14 protein-coding genes are annotated in these 18,466 nt (G+C 44.1%); 7 read left to right on the forward strand and 7 right to left on the reverse strand.

Going from position 1 to position 18,466, the window contains the following annotated elements; all coding sequences use genetic code 11:
* The first annotated feature begins 261 nt into the window (after positions 1 to 261).
* The 3 genes from htpG (at position 262) to hemH (ending at position 4,233) form a co-directional block, all read left to right on the forward strand.
* Entirely contained in the window at positions 262 to 2,166 is a 1,905-nt protein-coding gene (htpG, locus tag BCT11_RS25775) for a molecular chaperone HtpG (RefSeq protein WP_102389613.1), read from the forward strand.
* Positions 2,167 to 2,484: 318 nt separating this feature from the next.
* Positions 2,485 to 3,129, forward strand: coding sequence for an adenylate kinase (gene adk, locus BCT11_RS25780; RefSeq protein ID WP_038865715.1), 645 nt, complete (start codon positions 2,485 to 2,487; stop codon positions 3,127 to 3,129).
* Positions 3,130 to 3,270: 141 nt separating this feature from the next.
* Positions 3,271 to 4,233: a ferrochelatase gene (gene hemH, locus BCT11_RS25785; protein WP_042604281.1), complete on the forward strand. Its 963-nt coding sequence runs from the start codon at positions 3,271 to 3,273 to the stop codon at positions 4,231 to 4,233.
* Positions 4,234 to 4,318: 85 nt separating this feature from the next.
* Here the strand turns inward: hemH and BCT11_RS25790 are convergent, their stop codons facing one another.
* Entirely contained in the window at positions 4,319 to 5,707 is a 1,389-nt protein-coding gene (locus tag BCT11_RS25790; RefSeq protein ID WP_038865713.1) for a peptide MFS transporter, read from the reverse strand.
* A 332-nt stretch (positions 5,708 to 6,039) separates the two neighbouring features.
* Between BCT11_RS25790 and rfaH the strand changes: the two genes are divergently transcribed.
* Complete coding sequence (gene rfaH / locus BCT11_RS25795) at positions 6,040 to 6,540, forward strand: transcription/translation regulatory transformer protein RfaH (RefSeq protein WP_102389615.1); 501 nt, start codon at positions 6,040 to 6,042, stop codon at positions 6,538 to 6,540.
* A 104-nt stretch (positions 6,541 to 6,644) separates the two neighbouring features.
* Here the strand turns inward: rfaH and asnB are convergent, their stop codons facing one another.
* The 4 genes from asnB to nagA all read right to left on the reverse strand — a co-directional run bounded on the left by asnB (position 6,645) and on the right by nagA (position 12,563).
* Positions 6,645 to 8,309 (reverse strand): asparagine synthase B, encoded by a 1,665-nt coding sequence (gene asnB / locus BCT11_RS25800; RefSeq protein ID WP_038865711.1) that lies wholly within the window; start codon positions 8,307 to 8,309, stop codon positions 6,645 to 6,647.
* Between the two features lie 229 nt (positions 8,310 to 8,538).
* Positions 8,539 to 10,128, reverse strand: coding sequence for a cation:proton antiporter family protein (locus BCT11_RS25805; RefSeq protein WP_038865710.1), 1,590 nt, complete (start codon positions 10,126 to 10,128; stop codon positions 8,539 to 8,541).
* A gap of 81 nt (positions 10,129 to 10,209) precedes the next feature.
* Positions 10,210 to 11,424: an ROK family protein gene (locus BCT11_RS25810; RefSeq protein ID WP_038865709.1), complete on the reverse strand. Its 1,215-nt coding sequence runs from the start codon at positions 11,422 to 11,424 to the stop codon at positions 10,210 to 10,212.
* A gap of 2 nt (positions 11,425 to 11,426) precedes the next feature.
* On the reverse strand, positions 11,427 to 12,563 hold the full coding sequence (gene nagA, locus BCT11_RS25815) for an N-acetylglucosamine-6-phosphate deacetylase (RefSeq protein WP_038865707.1): 1,137 nt from the start codon (positions 12,561 to 12,563) through the stop codon (positions 11,427 to 11,429).
* A gap of 489 nt (positions 12,564 to 13,052) precedes the next feature.
* Here nagA and nagE point away from each other — a divergent pair, with 489 nt between their 5' ends.
* Positions 13,053 to 14,627, forward strand: a complete 1,575-nt coding sequence (gene nagE / locus BCT11_RS25825; RefSeq protein ID WP_038865705.1) for an N-acetylglucosamine-specific PTS transporter subunit IIBC — start codon at positions 13,053 to 13,055, stop codon at positions 14,625 to 14,627.
* A 236-nt stretch (positions 14,628 to 14,863) separates the two neighbouring features.
* Entirely contained in the window at positions 14,864 to 16,534 is a 1,671-nt protein-coding gene (glnS, locus tag BCT11_RS25830) for a glutamine--tRNA ligase (RefSeq protein ID WP_102389617.1), read from the forward strand.
* 53 nt (positions 16,535 to 16,587) lie between these two features.
* On the opposite strand, the gene BCT11_RS25835 is transcribed toward glnS, so the two are convergent.
* Together BCT11_RS25835 and fcrX are read right to left on the reverse strand one after the other, a co-directional pair.
* Positions 16,588 to 17,175, reverse strand: coding sequence for a type II secretion system protein (locus BCT11_RS25835; protein ID WP_102389619.1), 588 nt, complete (start codon positions 17,173 to 17,175; stop codon positions 16,588 to 16,590).
* 71 nt (positions 17,176 to 17,246) lie between these two features.
* Positions 17,247 to 17,696, reverse strand: coding sequence for a ferric iron uptake transcriptional regulator FcrX (gene fcrX, locus BCT11_RS25840; protein WP_102389621.1), 450 nt, complete (start codon positions 17,694 to 17,696; stop codon positions 17,247 to 17,249).
* Between the two features lie 199 nt (positions 17,697 to 17,895).
* On the opposite strand from fcrX, the gene BCT11_RS25845 reads away from it, so the two are divergent.
* Positions 17,896 to 18,399: a DUF4442 domain-containing protein gene (locus tag BCT11_RS25845; RefSeq protein ID WP_038877569.1), complete on the forward strand. Its 504-nt coding sequence runs from the start codon at positions 17,896 to 17,898 to the stop codon at positions 18,397 to 18,399.
* Positions 18,400 to 18,466: the final 67 nt, after the last annotated feature.

Consider the following 18,466-nt stretch of genomic DNA (forward strand, 5'->3'; position numbering starts at 1 on the left):
TTAGATGGATGATTCTGAAATTATAGTGATTTGCGTCACAAAAAATGGCGTGCGCAAAAGGACATGTGCTCGTTTTAGATGCTTTTAGACAAATAGGATAATTAAAATTTTCTAAAAAAACACCGTTTTTAGCAATATTGACCTTGAATTTACATTTGTCAGCCACATGTTAAATGACATCGTGGTAAAGCTGTTTTTATAAGGCAGCGGTTAGGACTTTGTCATTTAAAGTCTTTTTAATTTAGAAGTTATGGAGCAAACATGAGCGACACCGTATCCCCAAACAAAGAAACTCGTGGCTTTCAATCAGAAGTAAAGCAGTTACTTCACCTGATGATCCATTCTCTTTATTCAAACAAAGAGATTTTCCTACGCGAGTTGATCTCAAATGCATCTGATGCATCAGATAAATTACGCTTCCAAGCGCTATCTAACCCAGATTTATATGAAGGGAATGCCGACCTTGGTGTAAAGCTTGCGTTTGATGAAAAGGCTAACACACTTACGATCTCTGATAACGGCATCGGCATGACGCGTGACGACGTGATTGAGCACTTAGGTACTATCGCGAAATCTGGCACGGCAGAATTCTTTTCGAAGCTGTCTGATGATCAAAGTAAAGACTCACAGCTGATTGGTCAGTTTGGTGTTGGCTTTTATTCAGCGTTCATCGTTGCTGACGCGGTGACTGTGCGCACTCGTGCTGCGGGTACTGCTGCTGACGAAGCGGTTCAATGGCAATCTGCGGGTGAAGGTGAGTACACCATTGAAACCATTACGAAAGTCTCTCGTGGTACCGACATTGTTCTTCATATGCGTGAAGAAGGTAAAGAATTTCTAAATGAATGGCGTCTGCGTGATGTCATCAGTAAATATTCTGATCACATTGGTATTCCAGTTGCAATTCAAACCACTGTTCGTGATGACGAAGGTAATGAAACGGGTGAGAAGAAGTGGGAGCAAATCAACAAAGCTCAGGCACTTTGGACCCTCAGCAAGTCGGATATCTCTGAAGAGGAGTATCAAGAGTTTTACAAACACGTTTCTAACGATTTCGCCGATCCGCTTACGTGGAGTCATAACCGTGTAGAAGGTAAGAACGATTATACCAGCCTGCTTTACATCCCAGCGAAAGCGCCATGGGATATGATGAACCGCGACCATAAGTCGGGTCTAAAGTTGTACGTGCAGCGTGTATTCATCATGGATGACGCTGAGCAGTTTATGCCATCTTACTTGCGTTTCATCCGCGGTTTGATTGACTCGAATGATCTGCCATTGAACGTGTCTCGTGAAATTCTTCAAGATAACAAGGTCACTCAGTCACTTCGCAACGCATGTACCAAGCGTGTACTTACTATGCTTGAGCGTATGGCGAAGAATGATGATGAAAAATACCAATCATTCTGGAAAGAGTTCGGCCTTGTCATGAAGGAAGGCGTTGCAGAAGACATGGCAAATAAAGAGAAGGTTGCTGGTCTATTGCGCTTTGCGTCTACTGAAGTGGACTCTGCTGAGCAAACCGTTGGTTTGGCTTCTTACATTGAACGCATGAAAGAAGGCCAAGATAAGATTTACTACCTAACGGCAGACAGCTACGCAGCCGCGAAGAACAGCCCGCACCTAGAGCAGTTCAAAGCGAAAGGCATCGAAGTTATCTTGATGTTTGACCGCATCGATGAGTGGCTGATGAACTATCTAACCGAATTTGATGGTAAGCAATTCCAATCGATTACCAAAGCGGGTCTTGATCTGAGTAAGTTTGAAGACGAAGCAGAAAAAGAAAAGCAGAAAGAAACGGAAGAAGAGTTTAAGTCTGTAGTTGACCGAACTCAGTCATACCTTGGTGACCGCGTAAAAGAAGTTCGTACGACTTTTAAGCTTGCTACTACGCCTGCAGTTGTCGTGACTGACGATTTCGAAATGGGCACACAGATGGCGAAGCTTCTTGAAGCGGCCGGTCAAGCAGTACCAGACGTGAAGTACATCTTCGAAATCAACCCAGAGCACGCACTTGTTAAGCGTATGGCAGATGAAGCCGATGAAGAAGCATTTGGTCGCTGGGTGGAAGTGTTGTTGGGCCAAGCGATGCTGGCTGAACGAGGTTCGATGGAAGACCCGACGCAATTTGTCGGTGCCATCAACAAGCTTTTGACTAAGGTTTAATAACCAAACATCAATGAAAAGCTCGCGAAATGCGAGCTTTTTGTTTGTAAACGCATAGATTCACACTTTGAGTGTTGAGTTAGTAATCAATAAAACTCGAAAGCAGGCATCGCTAACATTCTTTAGTCTTAATCTGCTCATTGCTTAGTGAACCTGTGTTAGAATCTCGAACTTGAATGTGAGTAATAAGGCGTGTATTTTGGCTCGCCTAAACGTTATACCGAAACTTATCGTTGCGACTGCCTCGACGGGTTGCGGCCCAAGAAGCCAGCTATTGTGAGCTTCGGTATAAATCTTAAATATTAAAGAGGATAAATCATGCGCATCATTCTTCTAGGTGCTCCAGGTGCTGGTAAAGGCACACAAGCAAACTTCATCATGGATAAATACGGTATTCCACAAATCTCTACTGGTGATATGCTTCGTGCTGCTATCAAAGCAGGTACAGAGCTTGGCAAACAAGCTAAAGCTGTTATCGACGCTGGTCAGCTAGTTTCTGATGAAATCATCCTTGGCCTTATCAAAGAGCGTATTGCTCAAGACGATTGCGCGAAAGGTTTCCTACTAGATGGTTTCCCTCGTACTATCCCTCAAGCTGATGGTCTAAAAGCAATGGGTGTTGATGTCGATTACGTAATCGAATTCGACGTTGCTGACAGCGTAATCGTTGAGCGTATGGCTGGTCGTCGTGCACACCTTCCATCAGGTCGTACTTACCACGTTGTTTACAACCCACCAAAAGTGGAAGGTAAAGATGACGTAACTGGCGAAGATCTTGTTGTACGTGATGACGACAAAGAAGAAACAGTACGCGCACGTCTGGGTGTTTACCACGAGCAAACTGCACCACTTATCGAGTACTACGGTAAAGAAGCAGAAGCAGGTAACACTAAGTACCTTAAGTTTGACGGTACTAAGCAAGTTGCAGAAGTAAGTGCAGATATTGAGAAAGCACTAGCATAATTTGCTAGCGGCAAAATTTAATATTTTGATATATTTAAAAGCGACCTTAGGGTCGCTTTTTTTTATTCAGCTTGTTTGAACGGTGAACCAATTTCTTATACTCATCGTACAATCAACGCCGTTTACCATGAATAGGATGTTATGAAAAACAATAATAAGCAAGGGGTGTTACTGGTTAACCTTGGCACTCCCGATGAGCCGACCGCACCGGCAGTAAAGCGTTTTCTCAGTCAGTTCCTTCATGATCACCGTGTTGTCGATATGACTCGTTGGCTGTGGTGCCCAATCCTTCACGGTATTATTTTGCCAGTACGCGCGCCGAAAGTTGCAAAACTCTACCAATCTGTATGGATGGAAGAAGGCTCGCCTTTGATGGTGCACTCTAAGCGACAAGCAGAGAAGCTCGCAGTCGCGTTAGACATGCCTGTGGAATTAGGAATGACTTATGGTACCCCAAGTCTTCTAAGTGGTTTTGAAGCCCTGCAAGCGCAAGGTGTCGAAGAAGTGGTCGTGTTGCCGCTATATCCGCAGTATTCGGGGACGACGACAGCTGCAGTCTCTGATGGCATGACGAAAGCGTTCAAAAAAATGCCAGTGATGCCAGAATTTAGCTTTATTCGTGATTATCACAACCACCCCAAGTACATCGCAGCATTAGCGCAATCAGTACGTGAACATTGGGAAGAGCATGGGAAAGGGGAGTACCTGCTGTGTTCTTACCATGGTATTCCAAAGCGCTATGCCGACAATGGTGATATCTACCCTAAACATTGTGAAGAAACGACGCGATTGCTAGGTGAAGCATTAGGGTTAACTGATGACCAGTTCGGTATGACGTACCAGTCTCGATTTGGCCGTGAAGAGTGGTTACAACCTTACACTGATAAAACGTTAGAAGTATTACCAAGCCAAGGTAAGAAGAAGTTAAGTATTCTAACGCCTGCATTCTCGTCAGATTGTTTGGAAACGTTGGAAGAGATTTCAGAAGAGTGCCGTGAGATTTACCTTGAAGCAGGCGGGGAGAGCTTTAGCTACATCCCTTGTTTAAACGACAATGATATGCACATTGATATGATGGTCGATTTGGTGCGTTCTAAGCTTTAATCTTTCAAGCCTTCGAGCTTCTGTTTTATTTACAGAGAACAAAAAGGGTCGCGATTGCGACCCTTTGTTTTATTTGTACTTTATATTAAGCAACTTGAGTTTGTTGCTCTTCAATTTGTTCTGCTGTGCTGTGTGTATTTTCTGCACCGTGCATCCAACGAACTAGCGTGTTAGAGAACAACAGTAGAATTACACCAGAGATAGTCGCTGTTACTGCAATACCACTGAAGATTGCTAGTGCACCTAGCTCACCAACGTGAGAACCAACATAACCTGCAACGTAGTTTGCGATTGCGTTACAGCCAAACCATGCACCCATCATAAGTGATGCAAGACGTAGCGGAGCTAGCTTAGTTACTAGAGATAGACCAATAGGAGATAGGCACAGTTCACCCAACGTATGGAAGAAGAATGCACCTACTAGCCATAGCATTGATGTTTTAACCGCAGTATCACCACCTTGCTCCATAACGGCACCAACCATACATAGGAAGCCTAGTGCTAGGAAGAACATTGCGAAGGCAAACTTCATTGGCGAGTTAGGTTCACGTTTACCCAGCTTCACCCATAGAACGGCTAATACAGGTGCAAGAGTAATAATGAAGAATGGGTTTAGTGATTGGAACCACGCAGCAGGCACTTCAAAACCACCGATCATACGATCTGTGTATTGTTGTGTGTAGATGTTCATTAGACCGCCGGCTTGTTCGAAGCCCGCCCAGAAAACGATAGTGAACAAGCTCATCACAAGGATAACTTTGATTCGGTCGACTTCTTCTTTAGTTAGAGGCTCTTTCTTCGCAGATTTTTTAATCGCTAGGTCACGTTTTGCTGCTGGTACACGGCCAATATCACCTAACCAAGATTGAGCCATGGTCATTTGCATCACAAGGCTGACAATCATACCAACACCAGCGGCAACGAAACCGGCTTTCCAACCAAATTCATTGGTTACTGAGCCAGATACCACGCCTGCAAGTAGTGCACCTAGGTTAATACCCATGTAGAAGATAGTGAATGCGCCGTCACGACGGTTATCACCTTCGTTGTAAAGGTCACCAACCATTGTTGAGATGTTTGGCTTAAATAGACCGTTACCACAAATAAGCAGAGCAAGACCTAGGTAGAAAGTGTGTAGAGAGCCAAGACCAAGCGCATCAGCTGGCATTGCTAGCGTAAATTGGCCGATAGCCATTAATGCACCACCAATGAGGATCGAACGGCGTTGACCTAGATAGTTATCCGCAAGGTAGCCACCAATAAGCGGAGTGATGTAGACAAGTCCAGTATAGATGCCGTAAAGGTCTAGGGCATCTTTAGTCGACCAGCCAAGGCCACCGTTCATGGTTGTATCAGTAAGATAAAGTACTAGAATGGCGCGCATTGCGTAGTAAGAAAAGCGTTCCCATAGTTCTGTACCGAACAATAAGAACAAGCCACGTGGGTGACCAAAGTATTGATGTTGGTTTGACATAAGCTCTTCTAATAGTAGTTATTACATTTTTTAACGAAATCTACGTATACATGGCAATTTTATGTCTGACAAACAATAAAATTTTATGTGACGATTCATTTACCTTATGAAACGACTGCTTAGTGTTGAAATGGCGGGGTTTTTGTCGGTGATTTGGTCGTGTTACAAACTTACTTTTCATTTTTGCCTATAGACTTATTTTCTTAAGCTGATGAAAAGGTGTAAGTTGTATGTGCAATATAAAGTGGCTTATTGATAGGTTACTTGAATATCCATGACTCATCTTGGGCTTAATGCTAGGATGAGAGAAAAATATAATTGGCTAGTAAAAAATGAAACGTTGGTATTTACTTTATTGTAAACGTGGAGAACAAGTTAGGGCAAAACAGCACCTAGAAAATCAGGGTGTAGAATGTTTTTACCCAACTGTTGAGGTCGAAAAGATCTTACGGGGTAAGCGACAGAAAGTCGAAGAGCCGTTGTTCCCGTGTTATGTATTTGCTCGATTTGATTATGAAAAAGGCCCTAATTTCACCTCAGTACGTTCTACACGTGGTGTTGTGGATTTTGTGCGTTTTGGTGCGCAGCCTAAAGAAATCCAAGGTGATCTGGTTTTTGAGCTTAAACAGCTGGAAACCTGCATAGACGATCATTCTGATTCTGAATGTATGCCACAGCCTGGTGATGAGGTTCGAGTTAAAAGCGGGCAGTTTGCGGGTATAGATGCCATCTTCCAAGAGCAAGATGGTGAGAAGCGCTCAATCATGTTAGTGCAGATGATCACTAAGCGAGTGCCGGTAAGCATAGACAATAATGACCTCGATTTAAAATAACCAACAGTCATTCTGGTATAAAAAAAGAGGTGCTTTTGCACCTCTTTTTGATCTTTGTGCCTAAAGACTGAAAGGCAGCTGGTGGAGCCAGTCCTACCTTAGAATCAATATGCGTCGTTATGAACGGCTTGCACAGCGCGTCCTGATGGGTCTACACAGTTTTGGAAAGACTCATCCCATTCAATCGCTTTCGCTGAAGAACACGCTACTGAAGGGCCTCCAGGAACACATTCAGCTGCAGAAGGTAGCGGGAACAGCTCTTCAAAGATCTCGCGGTACACATAACCTTCTTTTGTGGTTGGTGTGTTGTAAGGGAAACGGAACTGCGCTGTTTCCATTTGCTGGTCTGTCACTTTCTGCTCAGCCACTTCTTTTAGAGTATCGATCCAGCTATAGCCTACACCATCAGAAAACTGTTCTTTTTGACGCCATGCAATTGACTCTGGTAGGTAGTGCTCGAAACACTCACGTAGAATGTGTTTTTCCATTTTACCGTTGCCACACATCTTGTCCGCTGGGTTCAGGCGCATTGCAACGTCAATAAATTCTTTATCTAGGAATGGAACACGACCTTCTACACCCCACGCCGCTAGTGATTTGTTAGCACGTGCGCAGTCAAACATGTTTAGAGCGAGAAGCTTACGTACCGTCTCTTCGTGGAACTCTTGAGCGTTTGGTGCTTTGTGGAAGTACAAGTAACCACCGAAAATCTCATCCGCACCTTCGCCAGACAGTACCATCTTGATGCCCATTGCTTTGATCTTACGACCCATCAGGAACATCGGAGTAGAAGCTCGAATCGTTGTTACGTCGTACGTTTCAATGTGGTAAATCACGTCACGAATGGCATCCAAACCTTCTTGGATGGTGTATGTCATTTCATGGTGAACAGTCCCAATTTGGTCAGCAACTTCACGAGCAGCTTTCAGATCGGGCGCACCTTCTAGGCCGACAGCGAATGAGTGCAGTTGTGGCCACCAAGCTTCAGACTTCTCATCATCTTCAATACGCATCGCTGCAAAGCGTTTCGCTACCGCAGACGTAATAGAAGAATCTAGACCACCTGAAAGAAGTACACCGTAAGGCACGTCAGTCATTAGTTGGCGCTTGACCGCTGCTTCTAGAGCTTCAGTCAATTCTTCTTTGCTAGTGCTGTTACCTTGTACGGCTGCGTATTCATTCCAGTCGCGAGTGTAGTAGCGTTGAGGCTCTGCATCTGCACTGCCGTAGTGACAACCTGGAGGGAACTCGCTCACGGTCTTACATACTGGTACTAGTGCTTTCATTTCTGAAGCAACATAGTAGTTGCCGTGCTCATCGTAACCTTGGTAAAGCGGGATGATACCGATGTGGTCACGGCCCACTAAGTATTCGTCCTTTTCTTCATCGTAAAGTACGAATGCGAAAATACCGTTTAGTTCTTCAAGAAGGTCTGCGCCCATGTCTTGGTATAGCGCTAGGATAACTTCACAATCTGAATCGGTTTGGAATTCGTATTTGCCTTCGTAGCGAGCACGAATCTCTTTGTGGTTGTAGATTTCACCGTTTACAGCAAGGATGAGTTTTTTATCAGGGCTGTATAGTGGTTGCGCACCACTATTTAGACCAACGATCGCTAGACGCTCATGCGCAAGAATTGCGCGTTCTGATGAGTAGATTCCAGACCAGTCTGGACCGCGATGACGAAGCTTTTTCGACATCTCAAGTGCGATAGGGCGCAATGCTGCTGCATCACTCTTAATGTCTAAAATGCCAAATACTGAACACATACAACATCCTTTTTAAACTAAACAATTTTTAATCGGTATGGCTTCAATTTGCCATTGTGAGTAAAAAAAGCAACGTTTTATGATTAAAAAAATGATAAAAAGGCTTGTCTATTAGATAGTGTTTAAAATAAGTCTTGTTTTGATGAATGAGATTAAGGTTTGGTATAAAAAACACACAAAAAAGCCCTCTTATTGTTAGAGGGCTCAATAAAAATATTGTTTTTGATGCTTATTTCATCGGGGTGAACTGAGGTTGAAGTTGCTCGCAAACATGACGCGCAAAACCGCTACCGGCTTCACTATAAATGTTCAGCGCCGCATCAACACCACTTTCTAGTAATCCTTCTAGCTGATCGGGATATTCAGCAATCGCTGCAATTTGGCCTTTATATTTGCGGCTTTGTAGTTGCTCTAATGCGGTTTGGTTACCTTGGTGATGTGGCATCGCCAGTAAGACCAACTTTACATTGGCTGTGTCTAAAATTCGTTCCCAGAAATCGGGGTCGGTCGCGTCGCCAGAAATTACATTGCGTCCTTCAGAACGGTGTTTATGCGCTGCTTCTTCACGGACTTCTACACCAAGAGAAATCTTGCCATAGCGAGAACGCAACTCATCGTAGGCACCAGTGCCAATTCGGCCCATACCTAAAATCAGGACTTGAGCATGGCCCGGGTTGATAAGTTGGTCGCGTTGATTGAGCTTTTCGGCTGCTGTTTCTTGTAGCCATTTCCCAGAATGCTGGTAGATCTGGTGACCCAAGCGGTTCAATGGTGCAGAGATAATGAAAGAAATGGAGACGGCAACTGCAATCGCAGCAAGCATATCACTTGGCATCCAACCCATTTTGTAGGCCAATCCACCGACGATCAAACCAAATTCACTGTAGTTGAATAATGATAGTGATGTCAGCAGTGAGGTACGTACGCGGAATTTGAAATAGTTGATGGTTAGGAAGTAAAGCAGACCTTTAATTGGCAGTAGTAAAATAAACAGCAGCGCCAAACCAATGCCTGTAAAGCTCAGAGATGCCGACAAACCAATATTCAAGAAGAAGCAGACTAAGAATAGTTCTTTCATATTGAATAGAGATTTGGATAATTCAGATGCTTTACGGTGTCCTGCCAAGAGCATACCGAGGATAAGAGCACCGAGGTCAGGCTTCATACCTACAAGCTCAAATAGGCCTGCGCCAACGACTAACGCAAAGAAGATACCGAAGAGAACCAGCATCTCGCCATGGCCTACCTTGTCTAAGAGTTTATAGAACAATGGACGAAGAAGAGGCAATGCAAACAAACCTATCGCATACCACTCCGGAATTTTACCTGTTGAAGCGGTAAGGAAAACCACGGCAAAAATATCCTGCATAACCAGAATACCAATAGCTAGGGTCCCGTAGGTCGCGTTCATCTCACCTTTTTCTTGCAGTGTCTTAACGGCAAATACAGTACTGGAAAATGATAAAGCAAAAGCGAGAAGTAGGATTTGCGAGCTATCCATGCTTGTCAATGAGGATAAGCCGAGCAGTTTTAGTCCAATAAGAACAAGCGCAAAGAAAAGAGTTGAAAGAACGTTGTGCGCCGTGGCTCCTCCCCAAATTTCTTTAGAGAGTAGGGTTTTGACATCTAGCTTTAAGCCAATTGTAAAGAGGAGAAGCGTAACACCAAGATCTGCAAGGGTAACAATGACGTCATTACTTTGGTAACCAAACGCGTGCAAGCCAAAGCCGGCAAGTAGAAAGCCAACCAATGGAGGGAGGTGGCATTTGAGCGCAATAAAACCGGCGATGAAGGCCGTTGTAATTAGAATAATTTCCATACTGTTGAGCTATATTCCTGATATACAAAAACGGGCTGTGAAATCACAGCCCGAGATTGTAACTCAATTGGTTGTATAAACTTAGTCTTCTAGTAACTTTTGTAACAAAACTCCGTTCAACATGGCGCGTTTAATCATCGCAAATGCGCCCATTGTTGGGTGTTTATCAATATGAGAAGCAACAATTGGAAGTTCGTTATGGAAGGTCTTCAAAGATTGGTTTTCTACGTTTCGCTGAATCGCTGGGAAAACAATTTCTTCAGCGGCAGTAATGTCACCAGCAATGACAATTTTTTGTGGGTTGAATAAGTTGATGGTAATTGCAATCGCTTTACCAAGTTGATTACCCACACGAACCAGACTTTGTTTCGCCAGTTCATCACCATTCATTGCGTGGTTACAAACATCTTCAATCGTGATGTGTTCAAGCTGAGTTAAACTAGATTCGTAACCTTGTGCAATCAGTTTTTTCACACGTTGAATGATTGCTGGATTTGCCGCTACGGTCTCTAAGCAACCAAAGTTACCGCATTGGCATTGCTCACCGAGTGGGTCAATTTGGATGTGGCCGATTTCACCTACGTTGCGGTTAAAGCCCAAGAAAACTTGACCATTTACGATGATGCCCGCACCAGTACCGCGGTGAACACTGACCAGAATTGAGTCTTGGCAATCTTGGCTTGCACCAAAGTAGTGTTCAGCCAGAGCCATACCACGTACATCGTTACCAACGAAACACGCAGTATTGAACTTCTCACGGATGATTTCGCCAAGCGCTAAGTTATCGATATCTGTGTTTGGCATGTATTCAACAACACCTGTAGTTGGGTTTACCAAGCCAGGTAGGGTGATGCCGATAGCAATAAGTTGGTCGATTTTGTCTTGGCAGCGATTTACGAAGTCTTTCAACAGATCAATCAAACCAGCGATCAAGTCAGCCTGATTGGTGTAGTGAAGTTCGTGCTGGTCTTCTGCCAACGCCGTGCCACCCAGATCGTACAAACTAAATTGCACGTAGTCTCGGCCTAATCGCACAGCGATAGAGTGGAAGGGTTTTACCTCAGTGGTCAACGATATCGCTCGGCGACCACCGGTAGATGCTTGTTGCGCGACCTCTTTAATTAAGCCGCGCTCTAAGAGTTGGCGGGTTATTTTGGTAACACTCGCAGGGGCGAGCTGACTAACATCCGCGACTTGAATACGGGAAATTGGACCTTGTTGGTCAATCAGCCTGTATACCGCAGCGCTGTTGAGCTGTTTTACTAAATCTACATTACCAATCTGTCCGCCATTCATGCTTAATTTTGCTCGTATTGTCCGTTAACAACCGTCGCTTTTACATTGAAGTCACGATCGAAAATAGTCAGGTTTGCCACCATTCCTTTTCGAACTCGGCCAAGACGTTCCTCAACACCGATTGCGGTTGCTGGGTACAGTGTAGCCATTCGTAGAGCTTCGTCTAAAGCGATGCCTGCGTGCTCAACTGTATTCTGAACTGCTTCTATCATAGTCAGAGCTGAGCCGCCTAATGTGCCATTTTCATCAACACATTTACCATCTCGGTAATATACTTTCTTACCAACAAAAATAAAGTGATCCATGTTAGCACCTGCTGGAGCTGTGGCATCCGTCACCAAAACAAGCTTTTCACCTTTGATTTTATGAGCAATTCGGATGTTTGCGTAGTCTACGTGAAAACCGTCAGCAATGATGCCGGCGTAAACTTCCGGAGTGTCATAAATCGCACCAACAACACCAGGTTCACGGCCAACCATTGGCGTCATTGCGTTGAATAGGTGAGTAGCAAAGGTGATACCTGCTTCAAAACCTTCACGCGCTTCTGCGTAAGTCGCATTTGTATGGCCGATTGATACGACGATACCTGCCGCTTTAAGACGTGCTATGTGCTCAGGATCATTTTGCTCTGGTGCTAGTGTTACTTTTGCTACGAGATCTGCATTCGCACAAATAAGGTCAATCATGCCGTCGTCAGAAGGGCGGATGAAGTCCACGCTGTGGATGCCTTTCTTCGCAACGTTAAGGTAAGGACCTTCAAGGTGAAGACCTAACGATTGGTTTTGGTATTTGTTGTGGTATTCACGAGCCGCAGCAATCGAAGCACGCATGTCTTCGTCTGAAGACGTGATAAGAGTTGGTAGGAAGCTAGTACAACCCGACTTTAGGTTGGCTTCGTGCATGATTTGCATGGTTTCAGGTGTGATTTCGTCGTTTAGCATCACACCGCCACAGCCGTTTAGCTGAAGGTCAATAAAACCAGGGCTTAGATTTGCACCGTCCAGATCTTTGATCTCAATACCTTCTGGTAATTGAGTTACTGGCACAACTGATTGAATCTGGTCATTGTCGATGATGACCGCATGATCGGTAAGAACATCACTACCGGTATAGATTTTACAGTTACTTAGCGCGTACATAGTCAGCTAGTCCTTATAGATGAGAATTCATTTTCTGTCCCGTTATCTAACTGGTGACTGCATGAGTCATGCTGGTACTTAGTTTGTATCACTGAATTAGATAACGAGTCACATACAGCAAGTCGCGTTTTATCGATGTCATTATCAGAGTAACTAACTGAAAAATAATAAATGAATTAGTTTTTATGATTGTTTTCCAGAGCGAAGTTACTGCGAATCATCTGTAGAGATACCAAAATAACACTGATTCTGTCTTGCATAAAGTGCGAGAATCTTATCTCTAAAACGCCATTTTTTCGTATAATAAAATAAGTTTTATGATCTCGCTAGCAAAAACCTTCCCAAAGGGCTGTTTCTGGTGATTATGATCACAAACAATGAGCTTTTAATTTGCGGAGCAAAATTAATATCATAAACTGGTAGCGACTAAATTGAACGACTGAAATAAGTCATTCGACAAAACATAAAATCCTATAGGGGGAACTTAAGGTGAATATTCTTGGATACGCGCAGAAGTTAGGTAAAGCTCTTATGCTTCCTATCGCAACGCTTCCAGTTGCAGCGCTTTTACTACGTTTGGGTCAACCTGACCTTTTAGACATTGCGTTTATGGCATCAGCTGGTAATGCAATCTTTAGTCAACTACCACTACTATTCGGCCTAGGTATCGCGATCGGTCTTTCTAAAGACGGTCAAGGTGCTGCTGGTCTAGCAGGTGCAGTTGCTTACTTCGTGCTAACTGCTACTGCAGCGACAATTGATGCAAGTGTTAACATGTCATTCTTCGGCGGTATCATTGCAGGTATCATCGCTGGTCACTCTTACAACGCTTTCCATGCTACTCGTCTTCCTGAGTGGTTGGCATTCTTCTCTGGCAAACGTCTAGTACCAATCATGGCGGGTCTATTCTCGCTTGTAGCTGGTGCTCTTGCTGGTGTTGTATGGCCAACAATTCAAGGCGGTCTTGACGCGCTAGCGCACGCAGTTTCTACTTCTGGTGCTATCGGTCAGTTCGTTTACGGCACGCTTAACCGCGCACTTATCCCTGTAGGTCTACACCACGTACTAAACTCGTACTTCTGGTTCGGTATGGGTACGTGTCAAGAAGTTCTAGTCTCTGGCGCAACTGCTGCTGGTCAAGCACTTCCTGCTCTACAACAGCTTTGTGTTGACCCAGCTCTAGCTAAGACTCTTGTTGCTGGTCAAACTCACACATTCGAATTCGCTAACTCTGTAACTCCAGAAATCACAGCAACAGTTAAAGAAGTAACTGAAACGCTTAAATCTGGTGACCTACACCGCTTCTTCGGCGGCGATAAGAGCGCTGGTGTATTCATGAACGGCTTCTTCCCTGTAATGATGTTCGGTCTACCAGGTGCGGCACTAGCTATGTACCTAGCAGCACCAGTTGAGAAACGCAGCCAAGTTGGTGGCGCACTATTCTCAGTAGCGTTCTGTTCATTCCTAACAGGTATTACAGAGCCTCTAGAGTTCATGTTTGTGTTCCTTGCTCCTGCTCTATACGCAATGCACGCCGTGTTTACTGGTCTATCTCTAGTACTTGCAAACATGCTTGGCACGCTACATGGCTTTGGTTTCTCTGCGGGTCTAATCGACTTCGTACTGAACTACGGTCTAGCTACTAAGCCTCTAGTGCTTCTTGCTCTAGGTCTAAGCTTCGGTGCTCTATACTTCTTCACATTCAGCTTCGCAATTCGCGCATTCAACCTGAAATCGCCAGGTCGTGAAGATGACGATGAAGATGCATCTGCTGCTCCAGCTGGTGATGCACCAAAAGGTGACCTAGCTCGTCAATACCTGAAAGCACTAGGTGGTCACGACAACCTAACTTCAATTGACGCATGTATCACTCGTCTACGTCTTACTCTTAAAGACCGCTCAGTCGCTGACGAAGCTGTTCTTAAGAAACTTGGTGCGAAGGGCGTGGTTAAGCTAGGTGAAAACAACCTACAAGTTATCCTTGGTCCTCTTGCAGAAATCGTTGCTGGTGAAATGAAAGCAATCGGTGCAGGTGAAGACCTATCAGATGTAAAACTTCCTTAGTAACATCTTAAAGACTCTCTATAAAAGACCTCCTTCGGGAGGTCTTTTTTTGTTTCAAGCGTTTCAATATGCTTTGGTTTCCACCTAAGTAGAGAAATATTGCCTTTTTAACGACGGTTCTTGTTGTCTAATCGCTAAGAATTGTGGATCATTAGGAACAATGCACTCTGCAAATCCAACCTTGGTTGTGGAGTTCTGTTTTCTCTGACAATACTAATATTTTTGAGGTGCTATAGATGAGTGAAGCTGATGCTCGTCCATCAAACTTTATTCGCCAGATTATTGATAAAGATCTAGCGGATGGTAAACACACTAGCGTGCATACTCGATTCCCGCCGGAGCCGAATGGTTACCTGCATATCGGTCATGCTAAGTCTATCTGTTTGAACTTCGGTATTGCTCAGGACTACCAGGGTCAATGTAACTTGCGTTTTGACGATACAAACCCTGAAAAAGAAGACATCGAATACGTTGAGTCTATCAAGAAAGATGTAAACTGGTTGGGCTTCGAGTGGGATGGTGAAGTATGTTACTCATCAAACTACTTCGACAAGCTTTACGAATATGCAATTGAATTGATTAATAAAGGCTTAGCGTATGTTGATGAGCTAAGTCCTGAGCAGATTCGTGAATACCGCGGTACGCTAACGGCTCCGGGTAAACCAAGCCCATACCGTGATCGCCCAATCGAAGAAAACCTAGCGCTATTTGAAAAAATGCGTGCAGGTGAGTTCGAAGAAGGCAAAGCGTGTCTTCGCGCTAAGATCGACATGGGTTCTTCATTCATGGTAATGCGTGATCCAGTTATCTACCGTGTACGTTTTGCGACTCACCACCAGACTGGTGATAAGTGGTGCATTTACCCAATGTACGACTTCACACACTGTATCTCTGATGCATTAGAAGGCATTACGCACTCTATCTGTACTCTTGAGTTTATGGATAACCGCCGTCTGTACGACTGGGTTCTAGACAACATCACGATTGATTGCCGTCCACACCAGTACGAATTCAGTCGCCTAAACCTTGAATACACAGTGATGTCTAAGCGTAAGCTAAACCAACTAGTGACTGAGAAGTTGGTTGATGGTTGGGATGATCCACGCATGCCAACCGTATCTGGTCTGCGTCGCCGTGGTTTCACTTCTGCATCTATTCGAGAGTTCTGTAAACGTATCGGTGTAACGAAACAAGAGAACATGATTGAGTTCGGTTCACTAGAATCTTGTATTCGTGATGATCTAAACGAAAACGCACCACGTGCGATGGCCGTTCTAGATCCAGTTAAGATCGTTATCGAGAACTTTGAAGAAGGTGCGGTAGAAACTCTGACGGTTGCTAACCATCCAAACAAACCTGAAATGGGCGAGCGTGAAGTGCCATTCACTCGTGAAGTTTGGATTGAGCGCGAAGATTTCCGTGAAGAAGCAAACAAGAAGTACAAGCGCCTTGTTCTAGGTAAAGAAGTACGTCTACGTGGCGCATACGTGATCAAGGCTGAACGCATCGAGAAAGACGCGGAAGGCAACATCACGACAATCTTCTGTACTTACGATGCTGAAACGCTAGGTAAGAACCCTGCAGATGGCCGTAAAGTGAAAGGCGTAATCCACTGGGTATCAGCAGACAAAGCATTGCCTGCAGAAATCCGCATGTACGATCGTTTGTTCACAGTACCAAATCCAGCGGCTGCGGATGACTTTGCTGCGACAATCAACCCAGAGTCACTAGTGGTTCTAAACGGTTTTGTTGAGCCAAGTCTAGCAACGGCAGAAGCAGAAACAGGTTATCAGTTTGAGCGTATGGGTTACTTCTGTACAGATTCAAAAGATTCTTCAGCAGATAACCTAGTATTCAACCGTACGGTTGGCCTACGTGATACTTGGGCGAAAATCGAGAACCAATAATCTCAATACCTCGCTAACAAAAATGCCAGCAAATTGCTGGCATTTTTTATGTCCTATGGTAGACGAGAGGGCTTTGATGTCGTGACCGTGCCCGCTTTTGAGTCGTACCATATGACAAAGCTTGAGTTCTCGGGAGTTCGTTCGTAACCTTTTTTTGTATACGTGTAATAGCAAACGGATTGGTGGGAGTCATTGTCTCTGATACGGCGCGTTATAAAATCAAACCTATCGTTCGCATTCCGATTATTCGATAGCGAGTATTCATCACCTAATAGAGCTTGCCATACGGCAATACATCCTGCGTTCCCTTGGCCAATATTGTATGGGTTACCAATATTCCCACTGGCGTTGCCTTTGTTTGTTCCTAAAGGGTAGCCAAATTCATTGACATCAAGTTTTCCGCCACCATAGCCATCTATATTTTGCTGTGCTGCTGGTGTCCCCCCGTTAACTAACCACTGGCTTTGGGTGAACTTAACTGCCGTTTCAAATTGGTCTGCGATGGCTTCCATCTTGGCTTGGTAGGCTTCGTCTTGAAGGTTTAAGAATCGCGGTGCGACTACAACAGCCAGTATCCCAAGAATAACAATTGCAATAATCAGTTCGAGTAAGGTAAAGCCACAAGAATTCCTTTTCTTCATCGCTTGTCTCCATAAAAAAACGCCAGCCGAAGCTGACGTTTAGAGTCTTTATTAATAAAAAGCGTTACTTTTTATTTTGCAGGCTTGTGCGCGTCAGGATTCGTCTTACAAGAACCATCGTTACATTTACCGTATAGGTACAAGCTGTGGTTAGTAAGCGTAACATTGTACTTAGCTGCGATTTCTTTTTGACGTTCTTCAATCACGTCATCTGAAAACTCAATTACTTCACCACAGTCTAAACATACTAAGTGATCGTGGTGATGTTGAGTTGACAGTTCAAATACTGATTTACCGCCTTCGAAATGGTGGCGAGTAACAATACCAGCATCATCAAATTGGTTTAATACACGATAAACGGTTGCTAGACCAATCTCTTCACCTAGATCGATTAGCTTTTTGTACAAATCTTCAGCACTGATGTGCTGGCAGTCTGGCTGCTGAAGTACTTCTAGAATTTTTAGCCTTGGAAGGGTTACTTTTAAGCCCGCATCCTTCAGCGCCTGATTATTATCTGACATATACTTTCCCGTTGGATCATCTGCAGCGATTTAACAGAATTCAATATTCCTACCATTATAGGCGAAGCGTACTGAACATTAAACCACGAACTTCAAAGGGTTAATAGATTCTTTTTGTAAATTAGAAACAGGTCGATTATATTACAGATCAGACCAGTTACATTTTTATAACATTGCATCGCAAAGGCTATGGATAGGTATGAATAAGCGACTTGCCAAGATTTATAAACCAGGGATTGTTAAGTTTGCGCTTAATATTTGGCCGCCATTTTGGGGCTCAGGTATCAAAATCTTACATATTTCTGAAGACTTTCGAACGGTTAACGTTCGTTTGAAGCTCCGTTGGTGGAATAAAAACGCAAATCGTACCCAGTATGGCGGTAGTATCTTCTCGCTTACGGACCCAATTTATTCTCTGATGTTGATGGGCATTTTACGGGAAGAGTATTTTGTGTGGGATAAAGAGGCGAGTATCAACTTCATCAAACCGGGACAGAGTGATTTATTTGCCGAGTTTGAAGTAACAGAAGGAATGCTAGCTGACATTTACCAAATGACTCGTAACGGTGAAAAGTGCTTTCCAGAGTTTATTACCTATGTGAAAGACAAAGAAGGTAACGTTGTATCGGAAGTGCAACGGAAGTTGTATGTGAGGAAGAAACCTCAATATCGAGAAGAAGAGGTCGCAACGGAAGCTTCTTGATAGACAGATACAAAAAGACCTCCAAGGTGGAGGTCTTTTTCAATAGGTTGTACCGTCCTAAATAAGG

The sequence above is a fragment of the Vibrio sp. 10N.222.52.B12 genome, from assembly GCF_002875385.1.
Lineage (GTDB): Bacteria > Pseudomonadota > Gammaproteobacteria > Enterobacterales > Vibrionaceae > Vibrio > Vibrio jasicida.